The sequence below is a fragment of the Metabacillus sediminilitoris genome (assembly GCF_009720625.1).
GTDB lineage: Bacteria > Bacillota > Bacilli > Bacillales > Bacillaceae > Metabacillus > Metabacillus sediminilitoris.
In genome coordinates, this window is sequence record NZ_CP046266.1 from 4,327,186 (window position 1) to 4,339,980 (window position 12,795).

Sequence of the window (12,795 nt, forward strand, 5' to 3'; positions counted from 1 at the left end):
TTGAACCAATCTCTCTATCATTTCTATAAATAGGAGTAAATTTCTCACTACTCCCATCATATTATATCCTATTCTAACGAATATTTAAGATATGCGGCAACCTTTTCATCGAAAAACTTAGCAGCAACCTCTAACAAATGATAGAAATCTATTATTTAAAATACCATACAACTTAGTAAATAAAAAAACTGGCTCATTTTGAGTCAGTTTTCATTAGTTCTTCCATTTAAAAGTGCTATACGTTCATTAAAAATTTTCTAATGCATTGCCTTCGATTGGTGATAATTTACAGGGCGGACATACTGTGATTTTACCTTCTAAAATGACTTCTTCATTTGCATTTACTGCATGAACATCAATCATAATTTTATTTTCTGAGATAAATATTTCACTAACTTCAAATAGGAATTGGACGATACTATAATGATATAGCGGCTTAAGGAATGTTAGGTCTTGTTTCACAATGTGACTTCCAGGACCAGGTAAATATTTTGAAACAGCAGAAGTAATTATTCCAGTGAGCATTAAGCTTGGAACCAGTGGCTTTTCGTATGGAGTTTGCGATGCATAATCATGTTGAATGTAAAGTGGATTAGCGTCATTTGTTAAGCCAAGATAGAGCAAGAGATCCTTGTCCTCTATTTTTTCTGTTAAAGTTAGTTTTTCTCCAATTGTCATTTCTTCAATATTTCTACCAAGTTTTCGCTTTTTACCAAGTAGCATCATTGGCACCACCTTTATTCATTTGAAGAACACTTCTTAAATAATGAAAAGCTGCAAGCGTCTTAATTAGCCTCGGTCAATTAAGAAGAATATATGTATAAGCTTTAATTCTATATACCTAATAAAGATATAATTTATCGAATTGATAAATAGGATAAAAAAGAAAATTGAGGATTCCCCTCAACTTTCTTTTCATTTTACACTATTAATTTCGTCCATACCAATTCTTAAGATAATACTTTCATGACATTTTTAACAGAATCAGCAGATTTTTGCAGTGCTACTTTTTCGTCTTCTGTTAATTCAAGCTCAATAATACGCTCTAATCCATTTCCTCCGATAACAGTTGGAACTCCTAAATAAATTCCGCTAAATCCATATTCACCTTCTAAATAAACGATCGTTGGGAGCACACGACGTTGATCCTTTAAGATGGCTTCAGTCATTTCTACTAAAGAAGCTGCTGGTGCATAATATGCACTTCCGTTTCCAAGTAAGTTAACGATTTCTCCGCCACCTTTACGTGTTCTTTCAACAATAGCATCTAAACGGTCTTTTGGAATTAACGTTTCTAAAGGAATACCGCCAGCATAAGAATAACGTACTAGTGGTACCATATCATCACCATGTCCACCTAATACAAATCCTGTAACATCCTTAACTGAAAGATTAAGTTCTTGTGCAACAAATGTACGGAAACGAGCTGTATCAAGAACACCTGATTGCCCAATTACACGATGTTTAGGGAAACCAGACTCTTTGAAAACAGTATATGTCATTGCATCAACTGGATTTGTTAAAACAATGATTGTACACTCAGGAGAATATTTAACAACTTCTTGAGTAACACTTTTCATAATGCCAGCATTCGTTGATACAAGATCATCACGACTCATTCCAGGCTTTCTCGCAATACCTGCAGTAATGACAACGATATCTGAATTTGCAGTATCTTCATAATTTGAAGTTCCTGTAATGTTTGCATCAAAGCCTTGAACAGGACTTGCTTCTAACATATCTAAAGCTTTACCTTTAGTGGGATTTTCCATTTGAGGAATATCTACTAAAACAACATCTGCAAGTTCTTTTTGAGCTAATAGAAAAGCTGTAGTAGCTCCAGTAAAACCACTGCCGATAACAGAAACCTTTTTACGTTTAATTGCCATTTTAAAACATCCCCTTATTATGTATAGGTTATCATTAAGGGACAGCTAATTAAGTTTTTTCAGTTTAAACCGAAGCTACCAAACTAACTGTCCCAACATTTCAACACAATTTACATAAAATAATAGACAAATTTAAAAGTTTTCTGATTAATCCATATTTTTAATAAGCTCATCACCGAATTCAGAGCATTTTACTTCTGTAGCACCATCCATTAATCGTGCAAAATCATATGTTACAACTTTTGATGCAATCGTTTTTTCGATTGAATTCATGACTAATTGTGCTGCTTCAGTCCAGCCTAAATGTTCAAGCATTAGCACACCAGATAGAATAACTGAAGATGGATTTACTTTATCAAGACCAGCATATTTTGGAGCTGTTCCATGTGTAGCTTCAAAGATAGCATGTCCTGTTTCATAGTTAATGTTCGCTCCTGGAGCAATACCGATACCACCTACCTGTGCAGCTAGTGCATCTGAAATATAATCTCCATTTAAATTCATTGTTGCAACAACATCAAACTCACGTGGACGAGTTAAGATTTGTTGTAAGAAGATATCTGCAATCGAATCTTTAATTATAATTTTACCAGCAGCTTCAGCATCTGCTTGTGCTTTGTTTGCAGCTTCTTTACCTTCTTTTTCAACTAGGCGATCATATTGTGCCCAAGTAAATACTTTGTCACCGAATTCTTTTTCAGCAAGTTCATAACCCCAGTTTTTGAACGCACCTTCAGTGAATTTCATGATATTACCTTTGTGAACAAGTGTTACAGACTTACGGCCATGTTCAATCGCATAATTGATCGCAGCTCTTACAAGACGGCTTGTTCCTTCTTCAGAAACTGGTTTGATACCAATACCAGATGTTTCTGGGAAACGGATTTTATTAACACCTAATTCATTTTTCAAAAAGTTAATTAGCTTTTCAACTTCTGCAGAACCTTTAGCATATTCAATTCCCGCATAGATGTCTTCAGTATTTTCACGGAAGATAACCATATCTGTATCTTCTGGACGTTTTACAGGTGAAGGTACACCTTGGAAGTAGCGTACTGGACGTAAGCAAGTAAATAAATCTAATTCTTGACGCAGCGCTACGTTTAGAGAACGAATTCCTCCACCAATCGGTGTCGTTAAAGGTCCTTTAATAGCGATTAAATATTCACGGATTACTTCAAGAGTTTCATTCGGTAACCACTCACCAGTTTGGTTGAATGCTTTTTCACCTGCTAATACTTCTTTCCAAACGATCTCTTTTTCACCATTGTAAGCTTTTTGAACAGCTGCTTCTAGAACACGGGATGCAGATGCCCAAATATCTGGACCAATTCCATCCCCTTCAATAAATGGGATAATTGGATTGTTTGGTACGTTTAATACTCCATTAGTTACTTGAATTTTTTCACCTTGTGTCAAAAAAATTACCTCCCAGATTATGTATGATCTTTTTTAAATTCATAAAAGATAGATTCTTACACTACTCATTATAGTAGTATTTAAATGATTTTGCAGACAATTTCATGCATTTTTCCCAAATTAATGTAAGATATCGATCTCATACAACTATCCTCCCAAATGAACTGGGAGGAATACATGAACGAGACTTCAATCAGCAGGGTATGCTTTATCCCTGCTGATTGTTTGCTAGAATCATCAGGCTTATAGTTCCGTTCCTCTGCATGATAATCGATGACACTAACTTTGTAAATGCCATTTGTACATGTAGAAATTAGTTACGTTGCTCTAACGGTATATACGTCTGCATGTCAGGTCCGATGTATTCTGCACGAGGACGGATTAATCGGTTGTTCTCATATTGCTCTAAAATATGAGCAAGCCAACCTGATACACGGCTTACCGCAAAAATTGGCGTGAATAAGTCGTGATCAATTCCTAAACTATGATAAACAGATGCAGAATAGAAATCAACGTTTGGTGGTAATGGCTTTTGAGATGTTACGATCTCTTCAACTTTTAAAGAGATTTCATACCATTTTGGTTCCCCAGTTAATTTCGTTAGCTTTTCAGACATTTTCTTTAAGTGTTTTGCCCTTGGATCTCCTTGGCGATATACACGGTGTCCGAATCCCATAATCTTTTCTTTATTATTTAATTTTTCATAAATATAGCTTTCGGCATTTTTCACTTCGCCAATTTCAGATAACATCTTCATAACTGCTTCATTTGCACCGCCATGTAAAGGACCTTTTAAGGCACCAATCGCTGCAGTAACACCAGAATAAACGTCTGATAGTGTAGCTACACAAACACGGGCTGTAAATGTTGATGCATTTAATTCATGGTCAGCATGTAATACTAGTGCTTTATTAATCGCTTCAACTGCTATATCATCTGGTTCTTGACCAGTAAGAGTATAAAGGAAGTTAGCAGCCATAGATAGGTCAGTTCTTGGTTCGACTGGCTCCAATCCTTTACGAATACGCGCAAATGTAGATACTACAATTGGAAGTTGTGCTTGAAGGCGGATCGCTTTTCTATAGTTTGCTTCTGATTCCATCACATCTGCTTCTTCATCAAATAAGCCAAGTAATGATACAGCTGTACGTAGAGCTGCCATTGGGTGCACATTGTTGATAGGATATGTTTTGAAGTGATCAATGACTTGCTGTGGGATTTTTGCATTATCCGCAAGTTGTTTCTTAATTTCAGTAAGTTGTTGTTTATTCGGTAGCTTTCGGTGCCATAGTAGATATACCACTTCTTCAAAGCTAGCATTTTCTGCTAAGTCATCAATATTAAAGCCCGCATAAGTTAAAGTGTCATTAATTATGGAACTTACAGATGAAGTAGTTGCTACGATTCCTTCCAGACCTCTTGTTGCTGTCATAAAAAATCCTCTCCTTTACCTTTTAATCCCCAATAGATTCATCCTAAAAGTTTAAAAGATTTAACAATAGAAAAAACATTGTCATCACAATATTTCTCATATTTAAATATGTAAGAAAGATATCTACACAAAATATATTTTTCTTATAGGTATCAAATAAAATTAAATCTTTTTTACTTTTAGACGATTGAGCGCTTGCTCACATGCAAGCAGAAAAAAGAAAATGCTTACATTTTTAATTTACAGAAAAATCACAATAAACTAAATACCTGTGTGGCTTATTTAGAATGCAAGCTATTTTAATGAACCTGACTCTATTATATACAATTTTTTCACTTTTGTGAATTAAAACAATCAATCAATTAAATATTTGTTAGAAAAATGTATTTTTAAGAGTTTAACCACTATTTACTACTTTCATAAAATGGGTATACATTAAAATTATTATATTAGTGTAAATTTTTTTATGATTTCATTATGTACATTTACATGATAGTAATTGAATATACTTACAGAAAAATGTTTTATGAACTAAACAGCTTAACAATTTGCATGGCAATATATGCTATTCCAGCACCTATTAAGGGACCAACCGCAACTCCGTTAAATAATGCGACAGCAAGAATTGTCCCGAATACAAGTGCTGTAGTGATATGAGGATCTTCAGTCAATAATGTTAAGCCATTTTTCGCAATTAATGCAACTGCAATACCTGCCCCTAAAGCAATCCATGCATATGCTGATTTTACCGCTTCTAATAGTTGTTTAAATCCTATATCCCCTGTTGCAATTGGTACGAGTACGGCTATCGTTATAATTGTAACGCCCCAGTTAATTCCTTTAGATCCAATGGTTGGCATTAATTTTGATTCCAATCCAATTAATTTAATAATCATTAAACATGATACCGCAATAATTAATGATTGGTTTTTCGCCAGTACCCCTATCGCTAATAAAATATATAAAAATAACATTGGTTGACTAAACATATTGAATGACCCCCGGCTCCTAAATCTCATTTATCTTAGACTAAATTAGTAAGTTAGTATAAATTCATTTTAGTTTCTTTCATAAACAAGTAAATTTTGCAATAGACATGCTATATATGAACAATAGCGCAGGTGTATTGTTCGGCTTCGAGCAACCTGCAGCAAATGTGATAAAGAAACATACAAACCGTTAGCTTGTGTAATCATTCTTTATCTATATGACGTCAAACTTGGGAGGAAGATAAATTGAGTTTGCACTATGTATATAGCATGTTACGATTGTTGTTAATTGTTGGAATTACCTTTTTAGGTGCAATTTCCATTTATTATTTATCAACTTTAACATATCCTTTTATAATTGCGGTATTCATTGCATTAATGATCAATCCGTTCGTTCGTTTTCTGGAAAATAAGGGTAGAGTTCCAAGAGGAATTGCTGTCATTCTCTCTATCTTACTCTTAATTTGTATAGTTGTTGGAATTCTTATCCTTTTAGTTGCAGAAATTGTTTCCGGGACAACATATTTAGCAAAAGTAGTGCCAGGTCATTTAGAACTATTAGCTGTCTACATTGAAACCTTTTTTATGAATAAAATAATGCCGCTTTACAATCAATTAGCATATCTATTTAACAATCTTGAAACAAATCAACAGCAATCCATCATAGGCAATATTCAAAACATTGGTGAACAGGTCGCCACAAGTGTCGGGAATTTTATAAAAAGCTTTTTAGAGAAGATCCCTGTGATGATTAGCTGGCTCCCAAATGCTGCGACTGTCATTATCTTTTCATTATTAGCTACATTTTTTATTAGCAAAGATTGGTATAAATTTAAAAACGCTATAATAACAATCTTACCTCAAAAAGCATGGAAAAGTGGTAAAACCATTTTTGAAGAGTTAAAAAAAGCATTAATTGGCTTTTTAAAAGCACAAGCAACACTTATTTCAATTACAACCACGATTGTACTGATTGGGTTACTTATTCTTGGTGTAGATTATGCAATCACCATTGCACTTTTAATTGGGTTAGTAGATATCTTGCCATATTTAGGAACAGGATTAGTATTTGTCCCATGGATTATCTATTTAGCTTTTAGCGGCAGTCTCCCACTTGCTATTGGTATTGGAATTTTATATCTTATTGTAATGGTACAACGACAAATAATGGAGCCAAAGATTCTTTCATCAAGCATTGGTTTAGATCCGCTCGCCACACTCATTTCTCTTTTTATAGGCTATCAGTTGATTGGGTTTTTAGGCCTTATTTTAGGACCTGTTTCATTAGTTGTTTTAAGAACCTTGCATAATGCAGGTGTGTATGAGGATGTATGGAAGTTCATAATAGGAAAAGGAAAGGAATAATTATTAATGAAAGCTGACTTTATTATGAAGTCAGCTTTACCGAATAATCGTAAATTGATTTTTGTCGATCATTTTACGAATGATTTTTAAGAAAAGCGGCTTAATAAAATTACGACTAACTGGAATTAATAAAAGTATCCCTGCAAGATCTGTGATAAACCCAGGTGATAACAAAAATATACCACCAATTAATATACAAAGTCCATCTACAATAGCCTCTCCTGGTATAGTTCCATTTTGCATTTGATATTGTGCATTTTTTATCGTCTGTATTCCTTGTTTTTTAGCTAACCAAGCTCCAATAACTCCTGTAAATATAATCAAAAGAACTGTCGGAATGACACCGATTGTCCTTCCAGATAGGAGCAATACTCCTATTTCTAATGAAGGTATGACAATAATTAAAAACAATAATAACCTCATGGTAACACTCCTTTAAGTTAATCCAACATCGTGCAAAAAATTAAAACCATAAATAGTTTGCCAGAGTGCTATGACACAAAAGATGCTTCTCCCCTACCCTTCATTTAAAACAAATACATAAATCTCAATGAAGTTACAAACCAACATATTTAGCTAACTCAATATATTCACATTGTCATTCTAGACTTTGGAACTAGTGTCGAATTCTACCTCTTGCTTGGAATATTATCAGGATCTAAATGAACAAAAAAGAGAAGGTCTCCCTTCTCCATTGTATATTATCTAAAGGCTTAATCAATTATAGGACACTTGCATGGCCATCGTAAATGACACCGCGAACAGCATCAACTGTTATAACTTGACCGTCTTTTAGAAGAGTTGTTGCATCTTCTACACCAACAATTACAGGAATGCCAAGGCTTAATCCAACAACAGCAGCATGACTAGTTAAACCGCCCTCTTCTGTAATTAGAGCTGAAGCTTTCTCAAGTGCACCCATCATATCACGGTCTGTACTTTGAGCGACTAGAATAGCACCTTGTATCATTTTTTCCTCAGCGTCTTTAGCTGTACTTGCAACAACAACTTTACCGAATGCCGACTTGCGGCCAATTCCTTGACCTTTTGTAAGAACATCACCAATTACATGAACTTTCATTAGGTTTGTTGTTCCTGCTTCTCCAACTGGTACTCCTGCTGTAATTACAACTAAGTCACCGTGTGATACTAAGCCACTATTAATTGCTTCTAATACAGAATTATCAAGCATTTCATCAATAGATGTTGAATGACTTCCGTTTCTTGTATAAACTCCCCAAACAAGGGCTAATTTACGTGATACTGAATCAGAAACAGTAACAGCAACGATAGGAGCTTTAGGACGATATTTTGAAATCATTCTTGCTGTATGTCCACTTTCAGTTGGCGTTACAATTGCTGATACACCTAAATTTAATGCAGTATGTGCTGTTGATTGACCAATTGCATCTGTAACAGTCGTACCAACTTGAGCACTGCGTTTTGAAAGAATTTGTTTATAATCTAATGCTTGTTCAGCTCTAGAAGCAATGTTATGCATTGTTTTAACAGCTTCTACCGGATATAAACCAGCAGCTGTTTCACCAGATAGCATGATTGCATCTGTGCCATCAAAAATAGCATTTGCAACATCACTAGCCTCAGCACGTGTCGGTCTAGGATTACGTTGCATACTATCTAGCATTTGAGTAGCAGTAATAACCGGTTTACCTAATGCATTACATTTGCGGATTAATTCCTTTTGAACCAATGGTACTTCTTCAGCAGGAATTTCAACACCTAAGTCACCACGGGCAACCATTAAACCATCAGATACTTCAAGAATCTCATCGATATTATCAACGCCTTCTTGGTTCTCGATTTTAGGAATAATTTGAATGTGTGTAGCATTATGCTCTTCAAGTAATTCACGAATTTCTAATACATCTGATGCACGACGTACAAATGATGCAGCAATGAAATCAACGTCTTGCTCAATACCAAACACAATATCTTTTGCATCTTTTTCTGTAATTCCAGGAAGTTTAACACTTACACCTGGTACGTTTACACCTTTTTTGTTTTTCAGTGTACCACTATTTTTAATTAACGTTTTAATTTCACCGTTTGATTGGTCTAATCCAATTACTTCAAGCTCGATCAGTCCATCATCTAACAAAATAGTCGAACCGATATGTACATCATCTATTAATCCTTCATATGTTACAGAGAATTTTTCAAGTGTACCAATCACTTCTGTCATAGAAACAATAATTTCATTTCCAGCCGTAAGCTCAATTGCACCATTTTCCATAGTATTTGTACGAATTTCAGGACCTTTAGTATCCAATAGAATTGCAACATTTTTATTTAGCTTTGCCGATGCTTCTCTAATATTTTTAATTCGCGCACCATGTTCTTCAAAATCACCATGTGAAAAGTTTAAACGCGATACATTCATTCCTGCTTCCATCAAAGCTGTTAATTTTTCAATCGATTCACTAGCTGGTCCAATTGTACATACAATCTTCGTTTTACGCATTTTGTTTCCTCCTACACTATTTTTGGAAAAGGGAATAGAGCACTTACCAAAATGTTTGTCATTCATCTATTTTTGGAAGGTGACTATTATATGAAAACGATCCCAAATAAAGTATTTTATATTGATAATTCTTTTGAAAGTTGATACATGTCTTTGTCAACTGAATGAGGTCTGTCTAAGATTTCTAAAATATCATGGTGTACGAGTTCATTCTTTTGAATTCCAACACAACGTCCGCCTTTACCTTCTAAAAGCAACTCTACTGCATATGCACCTAATCTGCTTGCTAATACACGATCAAATGCAGTTGGAGATCCACCACGTTGGACATGACCTAAAACAGACACACGTGTTTCAAGTGAAGTTGCTTTTTCAATCTGTTTAGCGAATTCGACGCCACTTCCAACACCTTCAGCTACAATAATGATACTATGTTTTTTTCCACGATCATTTCCTCGTTTTAAACGTCCAATGATATCGTCCATATCATAATCTTCTTCTGGAATTAATATTGTTTCTGCTCCGCCAGCTAAACCAGACCATAATGCAATATCCCCAGCATGTCTACCCATTACTTCTATTACATATGTACGTTCATGTGATGTTGCAGTATCACGAATTTTATCAATTGAATCAATAACGGTATTAAGTGCGGTATCAAAACCAATTGTAAAATCTGTTCCAGGTATATCATTGTCTATTGTCCCAGGAACTCCCACACATGGATAACCATGTTCAGTTAACTTTTTTGCTCCCATGTAAGAGCCGTCTCCACCAATCACGACTAATCCTTCAATTCCGTGCTTCTTTAGTTGTTCAATACCCTTCTTTTGTCCTTCTACTGTTTTAAATTCAGGACATCTAGCAGAATATAATTTTGTACCGCCTCGGTGAATAATATCACCAACAGAGCCTAATTCTAATTTTTCAATCCGGCCTTCGATTAAACCAGTATAACCATTATAAATTCCATATACTTCAACATCATGATAAATAGCTTTACGAACAACCGCTCGGATTGCTGCATTCATACCAGGGGCGTCGCCACCACTAGTTAGGACACCAATTTTTTTCAACATTCTTCACCCCACTATAAAATATAGCAATATAAATAAAATAACATGAACATTGAGTTATCACAACAAATGTCGAATACTCACTTTTTGTCGAATAACTTTTTTCTGAGCCTTTCTTATTATACAATAAAACAAGCTTTGTGTTTAATGAATTCTATGTTTTTTAAAAAATAAATTAAGAAAATCTTAAGGTAACGATAATAGTTTTATTACCTAAAAGAAAACGTGGACCTTATTGGTCACACGTTTTTTATTTTACCCCAAGTAGCTCATTTGTAAATGTTACTTGACCTATTTTTTTAAATTTTTCATAACGATGCTGTATTAACTCCTCTTCATTCATGTTTGAAAGACTTTTTAGAGAATCTGCTAATACTTTTTCTATATAGCTTGCTTGTGCAGCAATATCTTTATGAGCACCACCCTTAACCTCTGGTATGATCTCATCAACAACACCAAGCTCTTTTAAATCTGGAGCAGTTATTTTCATTGTTTCTGCTGCCTTTTTAGCTAAGCCTGCATCTTTCCATAATAAAGCTGCAGCACCTTCAGGAGAGATAACGGAGTAAGTAGAATTTTCTAACATATGGATATAATTCCCTACACCTAATGCAAGGGCTCCACCACTACCACCTTCACCAATGACTATACATATGATTGGAACGGACAAACCAGCCATTTCAAACAAATTCTTAGCAATTGCTTCGCTTTGACCACGTTCTTCTGCTGCTTTACCAGGGTAGGCGCCTTTTGTATCAATAAAGCAAATAATAGGCCGGTTAAATTTATCAGCTTGTTTCATAAGCCTCAAAGCTTTACGGTAACCTTCCGGATGTGGCATTCCAAAATTTCTTCGAATATTTTCCTTCGTATCCTTCCCACGTTGATGCCCAATAATCGTAACAGGGAGGCCTTTGAACTTAGCAATACCACTTACAATCGCGTCATCATCACCATAATAACGGTCACCGTGACATTCGAAGAAATTAGTAAAAATATGTTCTATATAATCTAATGTAGTAGGTCTACTAGGTAGTCTTGCAATTTGAACCCTATCCCATGGCTGTATGTTTGAATAAATCTCATTCTCAAGCTTTTCTAGGCGGTTTTCAAGCTTTTCAATTTCGGAGGATAAATCAACATCTGTACCAATTGTAAATTCTTTAAGTTCGCTAATTTTTTTTCTTAATTCAATAACAGGTTTTTCAAATTCTAATTCACCTACCATGTTAATTCACCTCCGGTTTGATGAATATCTAGAATGTTGCTAATTGTATCTTTTAATTCATGTCGAGTAATCACCGCATCTAATTGGCCATGCTTTAATAAAAACTCAGCAGTTTGAAAATCTTCTGGCAATTCTTCTCGAATTGTTTGCTCGATGATACGTCTGCCTGCAAACCCAATTAATGCGCCAGGTTCAGCAAAATTATAATCTCCTAGAGATGCGAAGCTTGCTGATACACCACCTGTTGTTGGATGTGTCATGATGGAGATAAATAATCCGCCATTATCACTAAACAATTTTAGGGCTGAGCTTGTTTTGGCCATTTGCATTAAACTTAAAACTCCCTCCTGCATTCTGGCACCACCAGAGGCAGTAAAAATAATAAAGGGCAGACCTTGCTCACTTGCCTTTTCTATTGTTCGCGTAATTTTTTCACCTACTACAGATCCCATACTTCCCATTCTAAAACTAGCATCCATAATGGCAACAGTCGTTTTAAAGCCATTTATCATGCCTTCACCTGTAACTACAGCCTCATTTTGCTTCGTTTTTTGACGATCTTTTTCTAGTTTTTCTTCATAGTCTGGAAAATTCAATGGATTTTCAGAAATCATATCTCTGTCATATTCAATAAAACTATTTTCATCAAATAAGCTTATAATCCGTTCCTTTGCGTTCATTTGATAATGAAAGCCACAGTTCATACAGACCTTTAAGTTTTTATTTAACTCTTTTGAATACATAATTTTTTTACAACTTGGACATTTACTAACAATTCCCTCAGGAACATCCTGTTTTGCTTGCTCAGACGGAACCTGTGCATATTTCTTTTTCTTCGGTTTCGGTTTCGTAAACAAATCTTTTAACAAAACGGTACCTCCCCTTTTCTAATGCTGCTACCCTAATATTCTTATC

At 34.9% G+C, this 12,795-nt stretch carries 11 protein-coding genes; 1 reads left to right on the forward strand and 10 read right to left on the reverse strand.

Going from position 1 to position 12,795, the window contains the following annotated elements; all coding sequences use genetic code 11:
- Positions 1-246: 246 nt before the first annotated feature.
- From GMB29_RS20845 to GMB29_RS20865, 5 genes are all read right to left on the reverse strand, one after another.
- The gene (locus GMB29_RS20845) at positions 247-723 is read right to left on the reverse strand and encodes a MaoC/PaaZ C-terminal domain-containing protein (protein WP_136352011.1); all 477 of its coding nucleotides are present in this window, start codon (positions 721-723) and stop codon (positions 247-249) included.
- A 227-nt stretch (positions 724-950) separates the two neighbouring features.
- The gene (gene mdh / locus GMB29_RS20850) at positions 951-1,889 is read right to left on the reverse strand and encodes a malate dehydrogenase (RefSeq protein WP_136352012.1); all 939 of its coding nucleotides are present in this window, start codon (positions 1,887-1,889) and stop codon (positions 951-953) included.
- Between the two features lie 147 nt (positions 1,890-2,036).
- On the reverse strand, positions 2,037-3,308 hold the full coding sequence (gene icd, locus GMB29_RS20855) for an NADP-dependent isocitrate dehydrogenase (protein ID WP_136352013.1): 1,272 nt from the start codon (positions 3,306-3,308) through the stop codon (positions 2,037-2,039).
- Positions 3,309-3,621: 313 nt separating this feature from the next.
- The gene (gene citZ / locus GMB29_RS20860) at positions 3,622-4,740 is read right to left on the reverse strand and encodes a citrate synthase (RefSeq protein ID WP_136352014.1); all 1,119 of its coding nucleotides are present in this window, start codon (positions 4,738-4,740) and stop codon (positions 3,622-3,624) included.
- A 524-nt stretch (positions 4,741-5,264) separates the two neighbouring features.
- On the reverse strand, positions 5,265-5,729 hold the full coding sequence (locus GMB29_RS20865) for a DUF441 domain-containing protein (protein ID WP_136352015.1): 465 nt from the start codon (positions 5,727-5,729) through the stop codon (positions 5,265-5,267).
- 246 nt (positions 5,730-5,975) lie between these two features.
- On the opposite strand from GMB29_RS20865, the gene ytvI reads away from it, so the two are divergent.
- Positions 5,976-7,094 (forward strand): sporulation integral membrane protein YtvI, encoded by a 1,119-nt coding sequence (ytvI, locus tag GMB29_RS20870; protein WP_136352016.1) that lies wholly within the window; start codon positions 5,976-5,978, stop codon positions 7,092-7,094.
- A 36-nt stretch (positions 7,095-7,130) separates the two neighbouring features.
- Here ytvI and GMB29_RS20875 read toward each other — a convergent pair whose 3' ends face one another.
- From GMB29_RS20875 to accD, 5 genes are all read right to left on the reverse strand, one after another.
- A complete protein-coding gene (locus GMB29_RS20875) occupies positions 7,131-7,517 on the reverse strand; it encodes an FxsA family protein (RefSeq protein ID WP_136352017.1) in 387 nt (128 codons plus the stop codon).
- A 298-nt stretch (positions 7,518-7,815) separates the two neighbouring features.
- Positions 7,816-9,576 (reverse strand): pyruvate kinase, encoded by a 1,761-nt coding sequence (gene pyk / locus GMB29_RS20880; RefSeq protein WP_136352018.1) that lies wholly within the window; start codon positions 9,574-9,576, stop codon positions 7,816-7,818.
- Positions 9,577-9,692: 116 nt separating this feature from the next.
- Positions 9,693-10,652, reverse strand: a complete 960-nt coding sequence (gene pfkA, locus GMB29_RS20885) for a 6-phosphofructokinase (protein ID WP_136352019.1) — start codon at positions 10,650-10,652, stop codon at positions 9,693-9,695.
- Positions 10,653-10,902: 250 nt separating this feature from the next.
- A complete protein-coding gene (gene accA / locus GMB29_RS20890; RefSeq protein WP_136352020.1) occupies positions 10,903-11,880 on the reverse strand; it encodes an acetyl-CoA carboxylase carboxyl transferase subunit alpha in 978 nt (325 codons plus the stop codon).
- Positions 11,874-12,749 (reverse strand): acetyl-CoA carboxylase, carboxyltransferase subunit beta, encoded by an 876-nt coding sequence (gene accD / locus GMB29_RS20895; RefSeq protein ID WP_136352021.1) that lies wholly within the window; start codon positions 12,747-12,749, stop codon positions 11,874-11,876. The genes accA and accD overlap by 7 nt, the downstream gene beginning before the upstream one ends.
- Positions 12,750-12,795: the final 46 nt, after the last annotated feature.

Excerpts from the sequence above, each read along its gene's own strand:
- GMB29_RS20875 (WP_136352017.1), bottom strand. The coding sequence starts at position 7,517 with ATGAGGTTATTATTGTTTTTAATTATTGTCATACCTTCATTAGAAATA.
- accA (WP_136352020.1), bottom strand. The coding sequence starts at position 11,880 with ATGGTAGGTGAATTAGAATTTGAAAAACCTGTTATTGAATTAAGAAAA.
- pyk (WP_136352018.1), bottom strand. The coding sequence starts at position 9,576 with ATGCGTAAAACGAAGATTGTATGTACAATTGGACCAGCTAGTGAATCG.
- mdh (WP_136352012.1), bottom strand. The coding sequence starts at position 1,889 with ATGGCAATTAAACGTAAAAAGGTTTCTGTTATCGGCAGTGGTTTTACT.
- citZ (WP_136352014.1), bottom strand. The coding sequence starts at position 4,740 with ATGACAGCAACAAGAGGTCTGGAAGGAATCGTAGCAACTACTTCATCT.
- GMB29_RS20845 (WP_136352011.1), bottom strand. The coding sequence starts at position 723 with ATGCTACTTGGTAAAAAGCGAAAACTTGGTAGAAATATTGAAGAAATG.
- GMB29_RS20865 (WP_136352015.1), bottom strand. The coding sequence starts at position 5,729 with ATGTTTAGTCAACCAATGTTATTTTTATATATTTTATTAGCGATAGGG.